The organism is Pseudomonas corrugata (assembly GCF_050920615.1).
GTDB lineage: Bacteria > Pseudomonadota > Gammaproteobacteria > Pseudomonadales > Pseudomonadaceae > Aquipseudomonas > Aquipseudomonas corrugata.
Genome location: NZ_CP130434.1, coordinates 3,214,338 through 3,231,219, shown reverse-complemented (window position 1 = coordinate 3,231,219; position 16,882 = coordinate 3,214,338). Strand labels below are relative to the sequence as shown.

The 16,882-nt window shown below is 62.0% G+C and carries 10 protein-coding genes and 1 pseudogene; 8 read left to right on the top strand and 3 right to left on the bottom strand.

Annotated features, from left to right (window positions below; translation table 11 throughout):
• Positions 1–327: 327 nt before the first annotated feature.
• Positions 328–2,901 carry a bifunctional diguanylate cyclase/phosphodiesterase gene (locus tag QZH45_RS14570; RefSeq protein ID WP_055136138.1) on the top strand — a complete coding sequence of 858 codons (2,574 nt, stop codon included), beginning with the start codon at positions 328–330 and terminating at the stop codon, positions 2,899–2,901.
• A gap of 136 nt (positions 2,902–3,037) precedes the next feature.
• On the opposite strand, the gene QZH45_RS14565 is transcribed toward QZH45_RS14570, so the two are convergent.
• From QZH45_RS14565 to QZH45_RS14555, 3 genes and pseudogenes are all read right to left on the bottom strand, one after another.
• Positions 3,038–4,084, bottom strand: a complete 1,047-nt coding sequence (locus tag QZH45_RS14565; protein ID WP_024777763.1) for a class I SAM-dependent methyltransferase — start codon at positions 4,082–4,084, stop codon at positions 3,038–3,040.
• Positions 4,085–4,359: 275 nt separating this feature from the next.
• Positions 4,360–4,719, bottom strand: a pseudogene (locus QZH45_RS14560) (dienelactone hydrolase); the annotation flags it as partial.
• Entirely contained in the window at positions 4,689–4,832 is a 144-nt protein-coding gene (locus QZH45_RS14555; protein WP_155514780.1) for a hypothetical protein, read from the bottom strand. The pseudogene QZH45_RS14560 and the gene QZH45_RS14555, both read right to left, overlap by 31 nt.
• Before the next feature lie 531 nt (positions 4,833–5,363).
• Here QZH45_RS14555 and QZH45_RS14550 point away from each other — a divergent pair.
• From QZH45_RS14550 to QZH45_RS14520, 7 genes are all read left to right on the top strand, one after another.
• The gene (locus tag QZH45_RS14550; RefSeq protein WP_053191717.1) at positions 5,364–5,810 is read left to right on the top strand and encodes a DUF411 domain-containing protein; all 447 of its coding nucleotides are present in this window, start codon (positions 5,364–5,366) and stop codon (positions 5,808–5,810) included.
• A 136-nt stretch (positions 5,811–5,946) separates the two neighbouring features.
• Positions 5,947–6,978 carry an alpha/beta fold hydrolase gene (locus tag QZH45_RS14545; protein ID WP_055136139.1) on the top strand — a complete coding sequence of 344 codons (1,032 nt, stop codon included), beginning with the start codon at positions 5,947–5,949 and terminating at the stop codon, positions 6,976–6,978.
• Positions 6,979–6,989: 11 nt separating this feature from the next.
• Complete coding sequence (locus tag QZH45_RS14540; protein ID WP_053191712.1) at positions 6,990–7,952, top strand: D-2-hydroxyacid dehydrogenase family protein; 963 nt, start codon at positions 6,990–6,992, stop codon at positions 7,950–7,952.
• Positions 7,953–8,633: 681 nt separating this feature from the next.
• A complete protein-coding gene (gene glgA, locus QZH45_RS14535; protein ID WP_024780026.1) occupies positions 8,634–10,205 on the top strand; it encodes a glycogen synthase GlgA in 1,572 nt (523 codons plus the stop codon).
• 8 nt (positions 10,206–10,213) lie between these two features.
• The gene (gene treZ / locus QZH45_RS14530; protein ID WP_024780025.1) at positions 10,214–12,016 is read left to right on the top strand and encodes a malto-oligosyltrehalose trehalohydrolase; all 1,803 of its coding nucleotides are present in this window, start codon (positions 10,214–10,216) and stop codon (positions 12,014–12,016) included.
• A complete protein-coding gene (gene malQ / locus QZH45_RS14525; protein WP_053191710.1) occupies positions 12,013–14,091 on the top strand; it encodes a 4-alpha-glucanotransferase in 2,079 nt (692 codons plus the stop codon). Before treZ ends, malQ begins: the two co-directional genes overlap by 4 nt.
• Positions 14,088–16,874 (top strand): malto-oligosyltrehalose synthase, encoded by a 2,787-nt coding sequence (locus QZH45_RS14520; protein ID WP_055136140.1) that lies wholly within the window; start codon positions 14,088–14,090, stop codon positions 16,872–16,874. Before malQ ends, QZH45_RS14520 begins: the two co-directional genes overlap by 4 nt.
• The last annotated feature ends 8 nt before the right edge of the window (positions 16,875–16,882 follow it).

The following is a 16,882-nucleotide window of genomic DNA, read 5'->3' as shown; positions in this document are numbered from 1 at the left end:
GAGCAGGCTCAGTTTGCAGGGATGTTGAATGTGCTGACGCCGTCGCGGGCAAGCCCGGCTCCCACAGATTCCTCGGGCGCCCACAGAATCGCATGGGGACCCGAACGAACGAGACATCGTGATGGAAACCGCCAAGCAGGTCCTGGGCGCACTGCTGCCGGGCCATCGCAAAGACAGGGAATAGGCGCGTTATCAGCTGTCGTCGCGCCCCACGCCGATACTTGACCGTCTTATCAAGTTACCGGGTGTCAGGTCAGTTAAGTTAATTGGCCTGACAGCCGATACAGAAGCGTGCGGGATATTTCGCGTTTAGCTGATGACTTGTTTATGACTGAAGATGCAGGCAACGACTCCACCGACCTTTCCCCGGGTAAGCCGACCCGAAGTTTCACCCGACGCACCTTCCCGGCCATCATGCTCCTGCTGTTTGTCATGTCCGCACTGGCGATTGCCGTGCTGCTCAACATCACCGGGGCCCAGGACAAGCGTGCCCGGGAACAGAGCCTGTTTTTTGCCCAGCGCGCCATCGACGGCATCCGCACCGGCATCGGTCGCGACCTGAGCGACTACTCCAAATGGAGCGACGCTTACCGGCATCTGCACGTGACGGTGGATAAGGCTTGGGCCTACGACCAGGAAAATATCGGCAGCAGCGTCTATTCGCTCTACGGTTACCAGGCTGTGTTCGTCATTTCTCCCACGGGGAAGACGGTTTATTCGGTGATCAACGGCGAAATGAGCGACGCCGAGGCCGGCACCTGGTTGACGGGCGACCTGCAAGGCCTGGGAAAGACCGCCAGCGCTTCGGAAAACCGGGATGAAGTGATTGTCAAGTTGTTGCATCACGAAGGGGCGCCTGCATTCGTCGCCGCGTCGGCCATCACCACCGGCACCGACAACAGCGTGCCCGAGATTCCTGGACCGCCCAGCCTGCTGCTATTCGTGAAGGTCCTTGACCCGGCGTCGCTGGAGAGTCTGGCCCGGGACTTCGCTCTCCCGGATGCCTATATCGCCCACAAACCGGGCCCGGACGGAACGGCCGAATTATCACTCGGCGAAAATATCCATGAGGCCCTGGCATGGCGGCCACCAACCCCCGGCAACGATCTGCGCAAGGTACTGTTGCCCTTGCTGGTGCTGGCTCTGCTGATCCTGGGGATCCTGGCCCTCGCTGTGTTGCGCCATGCCCTGACGATGCTTCGCGCCCAGGAGTACCAGTACGACAGCCTCCTGGCCCACCGCAAGGCGCTGGAACGCAGCGAAGAACGTTTTCGCGACATTGCCGAGGTGTCCTCCGACTGGTTGTGGGAGGTCGATTCCGCCGGGACATTGACCTATCTGTCGGAACGCTTCGAGCAAGTGACCGGATTCAGTCCTTCCGAGTGGCTGGGCAAGCCCCTGCACCGGCTACTACACCCTCACGGCGGGTCGATTTCCATTGCCCAGTGGTTGCTCGGCGGCGCCAACAACGCGTCATCGAGCCCGCTGTTGTGCGAGTACACCGCGCGCAATCAACGCATACGTACCTGCAAACTCTCGGTCCGGGCCATTGATGCCGGCGCTCTGGGGTTTCGAGGTACCGCCACCGATATCACCGATGAGCTGCGGGCATTGGCCCAGATCAAGCACCTCTCCCTGCATGACCCGCTGACCGGGCTGGCCAACCGCAACCGGCTGTTCGATTGCCTCAGCGAGTACCTGGACCCAGCCAGCGGCGTTTCGTTGGCGGTGCTGAACCTGGACATGGACCGTTTCAAGCCGGTCAACGACTCCCTGGGCCACGCCGTGGGCGACAAAGTGTTGAAGGAAGTGGCCCATATCCTTCAACAGAATGTACGCGACTCCGATCTGGTGGCCCGCCTGGGCGGTGACGAGTTTGTCATTGTCATGCCCGAACCAGGCAATGCTGACGATCTCGATCAACTCTGTGGACGCCTGATCGACTGCATGCAGCGCCCCATGCATCTGGACGGCAACACCCTGTACCTGGGAGTGAGTATCGGCGTGGCCTGGGCGCACCCCGGTGATAGCCGGGCCGATGAACTGTTGCGCCAGGCCGACATTGCCTTGTATGCGGCCAAGGCAGCCGGTCGCAACACCTGGCGCGTCTACGTGGAAGCAATGGGTAACGTGGCCCGCGACCGTCGGCGCTATGAACAGCAACTGCGCGACGCCATGCACCGGGACCAGCTGGAACTGCGTTACCTGCCCCGTTTCGACGTCAACGCCGAGCAGTTGTACGGCTTCGAAGCCCAGACGTTCTGGCACCATCCAGAAAAAGGTGAACTGGGGGGGGCCGACTTCATTCCGGTTGCCGAAGCGTCAGGTCAGTTGGAAGAGTTGGGGGCCTGGATGTTGATCAACGTCTGCGAGGAAGCGATGAGCTGGCCGACACCCGTCAACGTATCTATCGCGGTTTCGCCGAAATGGTTCGGCAGTAGCTTCTTGCTTAATCAAGTGCAGACAGCTCTTGAGACAAGCAACCTGGCCCCCCATCGACTGGTCCTGGAAGTGGCCGAGGGCATTCTGCTGGTCGACCACAAGACAGTGGCCGACACCCTGCATGCCCTCAAGGATCTGGGGGTGCGTATCAACATCGATAAGTTCGGCACCAACATCGCCTCTCTACGCGAAGTCTTGAACCAACCGTTCGACGGCATCCGCTTCGATCGCAATATCCTCTCGCAACTGGGCCTGGAGCATGATCACGAAGGTGTCCTGGCGATGATCCGACTGAGCCGCAGCGTGGGATTGATGGTCACCGCCGAAGGTATCGAAAACGCCAGACAATTCAGACAATTGCGCAACGTCGCCTGCGATCATGTCCAGGGCCCCTACTTCGGCTCGGCGCTGGCCCGCTCGGAAATGGCCTCGTTCTTCACCACACCCCGGTGGCTATAAAGCAGCACCGATAGCCCTTTGTGCGAGCCTGCTCGCGAAGGCGTCAGCACAGCCACCTTCGCCATCAGCGGATAGACCGCTATCGCGAGCAGGCTCGCTCTCACAGGAGTCCGAGTGAGTACGTGCCCCCGCGCGACTACTTGCGAGCCTCCAGGATCAGGTTGAAAGGCGTCTCCGCTGCCCGACGGAAGTGTCTGAAACCCGCCTCGGCAAATATCTCCCGCAACCTCGTCTCTCCGGCCTGCGCACCCAGGCCCAGCCCCACTTCCTGGGACAGCGAGTTCGGTGTACAGATAAACGTGGAAGCGGCATAGAACAGCCGGCCGACGGGGGTAATGTTCTCGTCCAGCGTGTCTTTGGCGTAGGGCTCGACTAGCAGCACCGTACCGTCTGCCTTCAGCGCCTGAAAGGCGTGCTGTGCTGCACCGACCGGGTCCCCCATGTCGTGCAGGCAGTCGAAATAGCAGATCAGATCGTAATCATCCCCCGGGAAGCTCTTCGCGGTACTTTGGACAAAGCTGACGCGGTCGTCGACGCCACCCTCTTCGGCACGCTGCGTCGCCGTGGCAATGGAGGGTGCGTGATAATCGAAACCTACAAAGCGCGAAGCCGGAAAAGCCTTCGCCATGACGATTGTCGATGCGCCATGCCCGCAGCCGACGTCCGCCACCTTCGCGCCGGCGGTGAGCTTATCGACGACCCCCTCCAGCGCCGGCAACCATTGCGACACCAGATAGGATTTGTACCCGGGCCGGAAAAATCGCTCGGTACCGTGGAACATGCAGGGATGGTGGTCCCCCCAGGCCAGGCCTCCATCTCCGCGCATGGCCGCCACCAGCTTATCCTTGTCGTGGAACATGGAGGCAACCACCATGACCCCGCCCGCTACGTAAACCGGTGAGTCCTCGATGGCCAGCGCCAACGCCTGTTCTTCAGGCAAGACGAACTGGCCGTCCTGATGTTCCATGTACCCGGATGCTGCGTGGGCGCTGAGCCATTCCTGGATCAGTCGTGGATTGCAGCCTGTCCTGGACGCGAGTTCCTGAGAAGTGACCGGCCGGCTATCCGCCATGGCTTTATACAACCCAAGCTCATCGCCAAGCATCACGTTGGCGAGCATTGCCGAAGCGCCCATGTCGGACACCAGCCTGCCCATGAACTCGTTAAGTTTTGCCTCGTCCATTACGTACCCTCCTGTGAGAAGGCCACCGTCGACACGGGCATGCAGGACCTGAAAACTGTAGCGGTGGTCGGATGGATTGGCACCCGGCTGCGCGCTGCCGCATCACCGAGTGGGGAAACGCCTGGCGAACGCGGGTGCACGCGCCTGGCTACCCCCACGATGATCTGCGCGGGGGCTTTCAGTCTAATCCTGGAGAAGCGCTCATGGTGCCTGACGCGACACTCGGTGTGCTCGTTCTTCGCGAGCAGGCTCGCGCCCACAGGCGTCCGGGTTATCTATAGGCTGAACCGCTCTTCCGTCAGCCGGTGGGCACGTGCCTCCGGACTGCCTGATGGTTGCGCGAGAAACTCGGTAATCAGCGATGTAATCTGCTGCTGTATCACCCCACGCGGACGACCGTTGTTACCGTCGCGGCAAATGATGCCATCGCCAGGTACATCGTCTTCCAGCAACGCCTGCGCGCCAGGTTTGCACATCGACAGGAAGCTGAAATGGCTGGCATCGCTGATTTCGATGTAACGGTTGGACGCCGGCGCCAGGCGTTTTGCCAGGTTGGCGGACTCCAACTGGGCGGGAAGATCATGAGACGGTACGCCGGCGGCGATCACCAGCGTGGGTACTGGTAACGTTGCCAGGGGCCATTGTGCGTGTCCGGCAGGGTCGAAGCGTAGAAACCGACAGGGCTTTCATCCGCGAGCGCGATGGTCGTCATGCAGGTCAGAAGCAAGGCGCCGAAAGTTGTTTTCAATGTTTTTATCTTCCTTGATCAGAAAAAGCGCGGAAACTTGAACGCGCTATCAGGCGCGGTCTGCACCCCATTGGCGGTGAAGATAAGTCGCACGGGCATTAAAGCCCATCTGACATTCCCGCACATAGTTTTGATAACCAGCTCAACGGGCAATTTGAAGGAGCGACACGTTCGTATTTCGCGAGCCTGCTCGCGAAAGCGCCGGGTCAGCCTGCATCCATATTGGCTGGGCCACCGCCATCGCGGGCAAGCCCGGCTCCCACAGGGGTGGGCGGCGTATGCGGGTGCTGCGTATACCCCGAATCCAATGTGGGAGCGAGCCTGCTCGCGATAGCGGCGAAACAGCTTGCATCAATTTTGAATGTCCCTGCCCATCGCGAGCAAACCCAGTGCCCATAGGGTCCGGCGGCCTGTGCATTCAGCTTGATGCCCCCACCTGACAATTCTGTCATCTGTCTCTCAGCAGCCTGTCAGCTCACAACCGCTACTCTGGTATCCTCCCCCCAACCCGCTCCACACGAGACCGTTTTCATGGCCAATCCCCTGCACCTGCTCGCCCTGAGCGCCCTGTTCGTGACCACCCTGGCCCAGGCCGCCGCGCCTGCCACCATCGATGTGCACCGCGACGCCAACTGCGGCTGCTGCAAAAAATGGATCGCTCATCTGCAAGAGAACGGCTTCAAGGTCAACGACCATGTCGAAACCGACATGAGTTCAGTGAAGCAGCGCCTGGGCGTGGCGCCGAACATGCGTTCCTGCCATACCGCCGAGATCAACGGCAAATTCGTGGAGGGTCACGTCCCTGCCGATCAGGTACGAGCGTTGAGCCAACGTGATGACCTGCTCGGCGTGGCCGCACCCGGCATGCCCATGGGGTCGCCCGGCATGGAAATGGACGGCATGAGCGACGCCTATCAGGTAATTGGCTTGAAAAAAGACGGAACGCAAACCGTGGTGGCGGATTACCCGGCTCACTGACAGGGGAACGCTGCGCTGCGTCATGGTGCATTTTCTCCTGGGTGGGTTGAACATTCCGGCCTGTCGGTTGCCTGTGGTTAATGTCGCTATAACCGGACCGTTCCAGGAGCGGCCGGCTGCCACAAGGAGATTGACCATGCCGCGCCCCAACTTTCGCTGGTTACCCAGCCTGTTCCTGATCGCCACCCTGCCGCTGCTCGCCCACGCCGAGAACCCTCCGGAGGGGCCGGCCTACGGGCCAGAGCTCCAGGGGTTCGAATACCCCTATACCCTCAAGCACTTCGCATTCCAGTCCCAAGGCAAGCCCCTGCAGATGGGCTACATGGATGTACCGGCCCAGGGCAAGGTCAATGGCCGCAGCATCGTGTTGATGCACGGCAAGAACTTCTGCGCCGCCACCTGGGGCGACTCCATCAAGACCCTTAGCGAGGCCGGTTACCGGGTGATTGCGGCTGATCAAATCGGCTTCTGCACGTCCAGCAAACCGGATCACTATCAGTACAGCTTCCAACAATTGGCCACCAACACCCAGGCCCTGCTCAAGGCCCTTGGCGTACAGAAGGCAATCATCCTGGGGCACTCCACCGGCGGTATGCTCGCCACCCGTTATGCCTTGCAGTTTCCCGAGCAAGTAGAGCGCCTGGCGATGGTCAACCCCATCGGCCTGGAGGATTGGAAGGCCCTCGGCGTGCCCTACCGCACCGTCGATCAATGGTACGCACGGGAGCTGAAACTCAACGCCGACGGCATTCGCAATTACGAACGCACGACTTACTACGGCGGCCGCTGGAAGCCGGAATTCGAGCGTTGGGTGGACATGCTCGCCGGATTGAACAAGGGGCCCGGACATACTCAGGTCGCGTGGAACTCGGCGCTGATCTACGACATGATCTTCACCCAGCCGGTCTACTACGAATTCAAGAACCTGAAAGTGCCAACTCTGTTGCTGATCGGCACCGCCGATACCACAGCCATCGGCAGCGACATCGCCCCGCCGGCCGTGAAAGCCAGACTCGGCCGGTACGAGGTGCTGGGCAAGCAGGCCGCTCAACTCATTCCCAGGTCGACCCTGGTGGAGTTCCCTCATCTGGGGCACGCTCCGCAGATGGAAGAACCGGAGCGCTTTCATGAAGCATTGCTGAGCTGGCTGAACAAACCCTTTTCCTGACGAGGTGCTCCATGGCAGTGCAAATAGCGGTCATCGACGATTGGCAAGACGTGGCACGGGACGTGGTGGACTGGTCGGTGCTGGATAACATCGGCCAGGTCACATTGCTTCATGATTACCCTGCCGACCGCGATACGCTCGCTGAGCGCCTGGCACCCTTCGAAGTGATTTGCGTGATGCGCGAGCGCACATCATTCGACGAAAGCCTGCTGCGTCGCCTGCCAAATCTCAAACTGCTGCTCACCGGCGGTATGCGCAACGCCGCCCTCGACCTCAAGACCGCTACCGAGCTGGGCGTTCAGGTGTGCGGCACCGAAAGCTACAAGCACGCCGCCCCCGAACTGACCTGGGCGCTGGTGATGGCCTTGAGCCGCAACCTCGTCCAGGAAGCCAATGCCCTGCGTGCGGGCCTGTGGCAGCAGGGCCTGGGCGGCGATTTGTATGGCAAGACCCTGGCTATCCTGGGCTTGGGCAGCATCGGCAAGCGAGTGGCACAGTTCGGCCAGGTATTCGGCATGCGGGTGATCGCCTGGAGCCAGAACCTCAGTGCAGAACAGGCCGCCGAGGCGGGCGTGACCTACGTGAGCAAACAGCAGCTGTTCGAGCAGGCAGACATACTCTCGATCCATCTGGTGCTCGGCGAACGCACCCGAGGCCTGGTGGACGCCCAGGCGCTGGCCTGGATGAAACCCGAGGCGCTGCTGGTCAACACCGCTCGGGGGCCGATTGTCGATGAAAACGCGCTGATCGATGCCCTTCGGCACAAGCGCCTGGCCGGCGCCGCCCTGGATGTATTCGCCCAGGAACCCCTGCCTGCCGATCACCCATTCCGGACGCTGGATAACGTACTGGCCACACCGCACGTGGGTTACGTCAGCCAACAGAACTACCGGCAATTCTATTCGCAGATGATCGAAGACCTGCAAGCCTGGGCCGCCGGGGCACCGATCCGCTTACTGACCCCGACCGCATAGTCGACAGATCGCTATCGCGAGCAGGCTCGCTCCCACAGTGGTTCTCCAGTGTGCGCAAGATCCGAGATCACGCCAAATCTCCTGTGGGAGCGGGCCTGCTCGCGATAGCGATTCAGCAACTGACACCTTCATAGCTGACAGCGCGCAATCGCCGAAATCCGTTCCCCAGAACAGTGCCAGCCGTTGATGAATAGAGGCCATCAAAACGCCTCCATTTCTCACGCCCTCCAATGGTGCAACACGTCACCCTATCGCGCACGTCGATGAAACCGCTCCTGCCCCCCTACCGCATTTTTATTTCAAACACGTGCACTTCGTCGGCGGGTATCTCCCTTTGTCCTGTAAGACATTGCCGACAAAAAACGTGATTGTCCGACAAATCGACGAAGCGCACCGCACCGCTCTAGGTTCTGACCTAGACTGCCAATCCGGGTGGAAAACCGACCGGTCATCCAGAGGAAAAAAAGTCGAAACTTTTCGTGACGGCGACGGGTCAGGTTAGAGGTAGGGCAACAGCGGGTGGTGCAGTCCTTGCACAGCCCTATTACCTGATTCGCTTCGCCGCATTGGGCAGCGCTTTGCTCTCCTTGCGTAGCGCTTGTGCGCCTGGCCGCAGGATTCGGCCAATGAAACAACAGCTCTGGCGCTTGCCGGAAACAGATCGAGAAACAGGAGATATTTATGATCAGTGCTGCCTTGGAACCCCAGCAAGTCCGTTCACAACTACCGCCGGCGACTGAATCGCCGATGGCACCGGTGCTATCCACCGGAGGCAAGGCACTGCTCCCCGTCGTCCGCCAGAATCCCAACCGCAAGAAAGTTCTGTTCGTCACCTCGGAAATCGCCGACCTGGTGAAAACCGGCGGCCTGGGCGACGTCTCATCCGCACTGCCCCGGGCAATGGCCGGCCTGCATGATGTCCGGGTGCTGATCCCCGGTTATCCGCAAGTGATGAACAGCGGCAATCCGATCCACATCATTGGTGAACTCGGCGGCCATGCCGCACTGCCTCCCTGCAAGATCGGTCGCATGGACATGGCTGACGGCCTGGTGATCTACGTGCTGATCTGCCCCGAACTCTTTGCCCGCGAAGGCTCGCCCTACGGTGCCAACAATGGCCGCGACTGGCCGGACAATCACATCCGCTTCGCACGCCTGGGCCTGGCCGCGGCAGACATCGCCGCCAATCTGGCCCAGATCCACTGGTGCCCCGACCTTGTCCATGCCCACGACTGGCCGGCCGGGCTGGCACCCGCCTACATGCACTGGCGCGGACAGCGCACCCCGACCCTGTTCACCATCCATAACCTGGCGTACCAGGGCGTCGTCAGCCTGGCCTCCTGCCCTGAACTGGGCATTCCCGAGCACGCGCTGCAACAGGAAGGCATGGAGTTCTACGGCAAACTGTCGTTTCTCAAGGCCGGCATGGCCTATTCCAGCCATATCACCACGGTCAGCGCCACCTATGCCCAGGAAATCACCACCCCGGCGTTCGGCTGCGGGCTCGATGGTTTTCTCGCGGCCAAGACCCAACAAGGCTTGCTCAGCGGGATTCCCAACGGCATTGATGAAAGCTGGGATTCGGCCACCGATACACACCTGTTCCGCAATTTCGCCATCGGTGATTGGGAAGGCAAAGCGGTGAATGCCGATCATGTGCGCGAACTGTTCGGTCTCGATGAGTCCAACGGCCCGTTGTTCGCCGTGGTGTCGCGCCTGGTGTATCAGAAAGGCCTGGACCTGACCGAAGCCGTCGCCGAGTTCATCGTCGAATCCGGCGGCCAGATCGCCATCATCGGCCGTGGTGAACCGGAAGAGGAACAGGCCATGCGCGAGCTGGCGCTGCGCTTCCCCGGCCGGATCGGCGTGCGTATCGGCTTCAACGAAACCGACGCACGACGGATGTTCGCCGGCAGCGACTTCCTGCTGATGCCTTCGCGCTATGAACCCTGCGGCTTGAGCCAGATGTATGCCCAGCGCTTCGGCTCGCTGCCGGTGGCGCGCAATACCGGCGGCCTGGCGGACACCATCGAAGACGGCATTACCGGCTTTTTGTTCGCCGAGTCCACCGTGGACAGCTACAAACTGGCATTGAGCCGGGCATTCAAGGTCTTCGCTTTCCCCGACCTGCTCAACGCCATGCGTTGCCGGGCGATGTCGGCGCCTTTCAACTGGAGCAAGGCGGTCGAACCCTACGCCGAACTCTACGAACAACTGGTGGCGAAATCCCTGGGTAAATCGGCCAGACAATGAGGTGATCGATGCCGTCAAGGACGCCTGATACCTGGACCCACGGCGCGATCATGCTTGATGCCGAGCACACTCGCTTCGCACTGTGGGCCCCGGATGCGTTTTACGTCAGTGTCGAACTCGACACTGGCGATTCAATACCGCTGCTGCCCCAAGCCAACGGCTGGTTCATGATCCAGACCCGCTGCCCCGCTGGTACTCGATATCGCTACAACATCGATGGAGAACTGGAGGTACCCGACCCCGCTTCACGTGCCCAGGCCGGGGACATCGACCGCCCCAGCGTGGTGGTCGATCCCCACGCTTATGCGTGGCGTCACACCCAATGGTCCGGCCGCCCCTGGTACGAAGCAGTGATCTACGAATTGCATGTTGGCGCCCTCGGTGGCTTCGAGGGGGTCGAGCAGCAGTTGGCACGCTTGGCCGGGCTGGGTGTCACCGCCATCGAGCTGATGCCCCTGGCGCAGTTTCCAGGTGATCGCAACTGGGGTTACGACGGTGTACTGCCCTATGCGCCCCAGGCGTCGTATGGCACGCCGGAACAGCTCAAACACCTGATCGACAGCGCCCATGGCCACGGCCTTGCTGTGATCCTGGACGTGGTCTACAACCACTTCGGTCCCGATGGCAACTACCTGCACCGCTACGCCAAGGGCTTCTTTCGCGAAGACAAGCACACCCCCTGGGGCGCGGCCATTGATTTCCGGCGCCGCGAGGTGCGGGATTTCTTCATCGACAATGCGCTCATGTGGTTGCTGGAATACCGCTTCGACGGTTTGCGCCTGGATGCCGTGCACGCAATTGAAGATCCGGACTTTCTCCAGGAACTGGCCGCCAGGGTGCGCCAACAGGTCGACCCGGCGCGGCATGTCTGGCTGACCGTGGAAAACGAACACAACCAGGCCAGCCTGCTCGAACAGGGTTACGACGCCCAGTGGAACGACGACGGCCATAACGCCCTGCATGTGTTGCTCACCGGGGAAACCGACGCTTATTACGCCGACTATGCCGAACAGACAACGGAGAAACTGGCACGCTGTCTCAGCCAGGGTTTCGTGTTCCAGGGTCACATCAACCGCCACGGCGAGCCCCGGGGCGAATCCAGTGGCCACCTGCCCGCCAGCGCGTTCGTGCTGTTCCTGCAGAATCATGACCAGATCGGCAACCGGGCCCTGGGCGAGCGCCTGCACCAATTGACCCCGCCCCAGGCCCTGCAGGCGGCGACGGTGCTTCTTCTGTTGAGTCCGATGATTCCGTTGCTGTTCATGGGTGACGAAGTGCTCGCCGAACAGCCGTTCCTGTTTTTTACCAGCCACCACGGTGAGTTGGCTGAGTTGGTGCGTGAGGGTCGGCGCAACGAGTTCAAGGCCTTCAGTGCCTTTGCCGACCCCGAGAAGCGCAAACGCATTCCCGATCCCAACGCGACTGCTACGTTCGATGCCTCACGACCGAACCTGGAGTCCCGTGGACCGGAGCAGCAAGCCAGCGAAGCGCTGTACCGTCAGTTGCTGAAAATCCGTCGCGAAGAGATCGTCCCGCGCCTGCCCGCGATCCAGGCATTGGGAGCCGACGTGCTGGGCCACGGCGCGATCAGTGCGCGTTGGCGGATGGAGGACGGCAGCGTACTGCGCATCGACCTGAACCTCAGCGAACAGCCGGTTGAACATAGCGCCCCGGAACAAGCGCGCATTCTTTTCGAACATCCGCGGCAAGCCATGGGTCTGTTGGAACAGGGCGCCCTTGCGCCCTACAGCGCGCTGGTCACTCTGACGCAAGCGGCAACGTTGCCCAACATTACTGGAGAGCGCCCATGAGCGATGCGCAACTGGAAATCCTCGCCGGCCGCGCGGGCCTGGCGGTGGACTGGATCGACGCCAATGGCCGGGCCCAGAAAGTCTCGCCGGCGGTATTGCGCTCGGTGCTGACGGGCCTGGGCCATCCGGCCAGCAGTGCCCAGGAAATCGACGCCAGTCTTCTGCAACTGCAGGAAGATCAACAGAATCATCGTCTGCCCCCCTTGATCACCGCCGACGTCGGTGCCAACGTCGACCTGAGCCGCTATTTCGAAGGCTCGACGCCCTGCGAAATCCAGCTCGAGGACGGCGCTACGCTGAACCTGAAGCTCGATGCCGACGCGAAGCTACCGGGAATGGTTCCGGTGGGCTATCAGCAGGTCCGCATCCAGGACCAGCATTTCACCCTGGCCGTCGCGCCTGCCCGCTGCTACAGCGTGGCCGAGGCCGTCGACGACCCGACGCCCAGGGTTTGGGGCTTGAGCGCACAGCTGTATGCGCTGCGTCGCCCCGGCGACGGCGGTTTCGGCGACACCCAGGCGCTGGAAGAACTGGCACGGGTGGCTGGCGAGCGCGGTGCCGATGCTCTGGCTATCAGCCCGATACACGCGATGTTCAGCAGCGACACCGGTCGCTATAGCCCCTATTCGCCGTCGAGCCGGCTGTTCCTCAACAGCCTGTATGCCGCGCCGGGCACGATCCTGGGTGAGCGGGCCTTGCGCACCGCGATCGACGCCACAGGCCTGGTCAATCAACTGCGCCACCTGGAAGAACAGCCCCTGGTGGACTGGCCGGTAGCCGCCGAGGCCAAGCAGAAGATCCTCCGTGCCCTGTACGATGGCTTCAGTCAGGGCGAACATCCGCTACATGAAGACTTCAGCAGCTTCCGCCACACCAGCGGCGAAGCCCTGGAAAACCACTGCCGCTTCGAGGCCCTGCAAGCGGAACGCGCGGCTCGGGGTGAAAGCCTCGACTGGCGTCAATGGCCCGAAGAGTGGCGCAACCCGCGCAGTGCGGCGCTGGCTCGTTTCGCCGAGGAAAACGCCGACGAAATCGGCTACTACGCCTTTTGCCAATGGCTGATTGCCCGGTGCCTGGAACGGGCCCAGAGCGCCGCCAGATCCAGCGGCATGGGCATCGGCCTGATCGCTGACCTCGCGGTGGGTGCCGACGGTGCCGGCAGCCAGGCCTGGAGCCGCCAGGATGAACTGCTGGCCTCGCTGACCGTGGGGGCGCCACCGGACATCCTGAATCGTTCCGGCCAGGGCTGGGGCATCTCGGCGTTTTCGCCGGAAGGCCTGGTCCGCAATGGCTTTCGCGCCTTCATTGAGATGTTGCGGGCCAACTTTGCCCATGCCGGCGGCTTGCGCATCGATCACGTCATGGGCCTGCAACGGCTGTGGGTGATTCCCAACGATGCGCCGCCGTCCGATGGCGCCTACCTGTATTATCCGGTGGACGATTTGCTGCGCCTGTTGGCCCTCGAATCCCATCGCCACCGGGCCATAGTGCTCGGCGAGGACCTTGGCACGGTACCTGATGGCCTGAGGGAGAAGCTCAGCGCCCGCTCGATCCTGGGCATGCGGGTACTGTTGTTCGAACAAGACAACACCCGCTTCAAGCCCATTCTCGATTGGCCGGACAATGCCCTGGCGACCACCAGCACCCATGATTTGCCGACCCTCAACGGCTGGTGGCATGGTCATGACATCGACTGGAATGCCCGGCTGGACCTGATCGACTCCCACACCGAAATGGATTGGCGCCGGCACCGCGAGCGTGAACGCGAGGGCCTGCGCGACGTGCTGAACCAGGACCCGCAGAATTTTCGCGAAGAACATCACGAGACTGATCAAGTACTGGACGCCAGCGTGCGTTTCCTCGGCCATACCCGTGCCCCGCTGGTGCTGCTGCCGCTCGAAGACGCACTGGGCATCGATGAGCAGGCCAATCTGCCCGGCACCACCGACACTCATCCCAATTGGCGCAGGCGCCTGCCCGGCGAGAGCCAGGCGCTACTGGATGGCCCGGACGCCGCTCGGCGCCTGGAAATACTCGCCTGTGCAAGGCTTCAGGCGAACGAGCGTGACCGATGAAACAGACGTCGACCCACCCCCTGCGGGCAACCCTGCGCTTGCAGTTCCATAAAGGCTTTACCCTGGACGATGCGGTACCGCTGGTACCGTACTTCGCCTCGCTGGGCATCAGCCATGTATACGCCTCCCCCCTGCTCAAGGCCCGGGCCGGCTCGATGCACGGCTACGACGTAGTCGACCCGACCCTGGTCAACCCCGAACTCGGTGGCGAAGCCGCGCTCAGGCGCCTGGTGGCGGCCTTGCGCGAGCATCGGATGGGCCTGATCCTCGACATCGTGTCCAATCACATGGCCGTCGGCGGTAACGACAACCCCTGGTGGCTGGACCTGCTCGAGTGGGGGCGCCTGAGCCCCTATGGCCAGTTCTTCGATATCCAGTGGCACTCTCCCGATCCGCTGATGGAAGGCCAGTTGCTGCTGCCGTTCCTGGGCAGCGATTACGGCGTGGCATTGCAGGAAGGAACGCTGAGGCTGCGCTTCGCCCCTGCACTGGGCCGCTTCTACGTTGAACATTACGAGCACCACTTTCCCATCTGCCCGATGCAGTACGGCGAACTGCTCAAACCCGCCGACACCTTGCCGGCCGAACAGGCCGAATCCCTCAAGTCCCTGGCGGAACGCTTCACCACGCTGAACTACCAGACCGATGCCCATACCCTCGCCCGCCCCCTCCAGCAGGAACTGAGCGAGCTGGCCGGGCAAGCCGACATCCTGGCGGCCATCGAAGACAACCTGCGCGGCTACGATTCCGAAGACCCCGAGGGCTTCGAACGCCTGCATCAACTGTTGGAGCGCCAGAGCTACCGCCTCGCCAGCTGGCGCACAGCGGCGGACGACATCAACTGGCGGCGGTTTTTCGATGTCAACGAACTGGGCGGCCTGCGGGTCGAACGCCCTGCGGTGTTTGAAGCCACTCACGCAAAGATTTTCCAGCTGATCGCCGACGGACTGGTGGACGGGCTGCGGATCGATCACATCGACGGCCTGGCCGATCCTCGCGGTTACTGTCGCAAATTGCGCAGGCGCGTCGATGCGCTGTCACCGTCGCGACACCTGCCGATCTTCGTCGAGAAAATCCTCGGCAATGGCGAGACGCTGCGCCGGGACTGGAACATCGATGGCAGCACCGGCTACGAATTCATGAATCAGGTTTCGCTGCTGCAGCATGATCCGAACGGTGCCGCTCCCCTCGCCGAGTTCTGGAGCCGACACAGCGAACGCCCGGCGCACTTTATCGAGGAAGCCCGACTGGCCCGCCAGCAGATTCTCAACGGCTCCCTGGCCGGGGACTTCGAAAGCGTTGCCCAGGCCCTGCTGCAAGTCGCCCGGGACGACGTGATGACCCGCGACCTGACCCTCGGTGCGATTCGCCGGGCATTGCAGGAGCTCATCGTGCACTTCCCTGTGTACCGCACCTATATCAGCGCCTTGGGCCGTGGCGCCGAAGACGAAAGCTTTTTCCGCCAGGCCCTGGAAGGCGCCAGGCAGACTCTCGGCGAAGCCGACTGGCCGGTACTCGACTGCCTGGCCGACTGGCTCGGTGGCATGCCCTGGCGGCAACGCCCGCGAGGAAACCAGCGCAAGCGGCTACGCCATGCCTGTGTGCGCTTCCAGCAACTGACCTCACCCGCTGCCGCCAAGGCGGTGGAGGACACCGCCTTGTATCGCAGCGCGGTACTGCTGTCGCGCAACGACGTGGGCTACAACACCGAGCGTTTCAGCGCTCCGGCGCAGGAGTTCCATGACGCTTGCCTTGAGCGACAGATGCATTTTCCCGACAATCTGGTCACGACTGCCACCCACGACCACAAGCGCGGCGAAGACACCCGGGCGCGATTGGCGGTGCTCAGCGAACGTCCTGACTGGTACACCGCATGCGTCGAGCAATGGCGCATTCTCTCGCCGTCGCTGCACAGTGATCCCGCCGCGCCCTCGGCAGGCGATGAGCTGATCATGTACCAGGCGCTGCTCGGAAGCTGGCCGCTGGACCTTGATCTCAACGATCACCAGGCACTCTCGACCTACAATGAACGCCTGTGGCAGTGGCAGCGAAAGGCGTTGCGTGAAGCCAAGCTTCAAAGCAGTTGGGCGGCCGTCAACGACGCCTATGAACAGGCGACCCAGATGTTCCTGGAACGACTGCTGCTGTGCGATGAAGGATTACCGCTGCGCAGTGCCATCGCCGAGGCTGTCCAGCTCATCGCTCCGGCGGGCGCCCTCAACAGCCTGGCACAGACCTTGTTGCGCATGACGGTACCCGGTGTACCGGACCTGTACCAGGGCGCCGAATTCTGGGATCTCAGCCTGGTCGACCCGGACAACCGTCGCCCGGTGGACTTCGACACCCGCCGTCAGGCACTGCAAGTCGGCAATCCTCCTGCCGAGCTGATAAGCGACTGGCGCGATGGCCGGGTCAAGCAGGTGCTGATCGCCAAGACCCTGGCCTTGCGGGCCGAATACCCGCAGCTGTTCCAACGGGGCAGCTATAAGCCGCTACCCGTGATCGGCGAACACGCCGATCGGGTCCTGGCGTTCATGCGCGAGCACGAGCAACAACGGGCCATCGTGGTGGTGCCGATCCACGCCGCTCGCCTGCTGGGGGACGGTAGCGAACCCTGGGTGACCGCTTCTAACTGGGGCGATACCCGCGTTTCGTTACCGTTCGCCGTGGAGGATGGAAAACTGAAGGGACTTTTTACACGTGCAGCAGTCACACCCCAAGGGGAGTTGATGGTCAGCACCGCGCTGGGGGATTTCCCGGTCAACGTCTTTATCCCATCTTGAGTCATGTC

Coding starts and splice junctions, on each gene's coding strand:
- glgA (WP_024780026.1), top strand. CDS start 8,634: ATGATCAGTGCTGCCTTGGAACCCCAGCAAGTCCGTTCACAACTACCG.
- malQ (WP_053191710.1), top strand. CDS start 12,013: ATGAGCGATGCGCAACTGGAAATCCTCGCCGGCCGCGCGGGCCTGGCG.
- QZH45_RS14570 (WP_055136138.1), top strand. CDS start 328: ATGACTGAAGATGCAGGCAACGACTCCACCGACCTTTCCCCGGGTAAG.
- QZH45_RS14540 (WP_053191712.1), top strand. CDS start 6,990: ATGGCAGTGCAAATAGCGGTCATCGACGATTGGCAAGACGTGGCACGG.
- QZH45_RS14545 (WP_055136139.1), top strand. CDS start 5,947: ATGCCGCGCCCCAACTTTCGCTGGTTACCCAGCCTGTTCCTGATCGCC.
- QZH45_RS14550 (WP_053191717.1), top strand. CDS start 5,364: ATGGCCAATCCCCTGCACCTGCTCGCCCTGAGCGCCCTGTTCGTGACC.
- QZH45_RS14565 (WP_024777763.1), bottom strand. CDS start 4,084: ATGGACGAGGCAAAACTTAACGAGTTCATGGGCAGGCTGGTGTCCGAC.
- treZ (WP_024780025.1), top strand. CDS start 10,214: ATGCCGTCAAGGACGCCTGATACCTGGACCCACGGCGCGATCATGCTT.
- QZH45_RS14520 (WP_055136140.1), top strand. CDS start 14,088: ATGAAACAGACGTCGACCCACCCCCTGCGGGCAACCCTGCGCTTGCAG.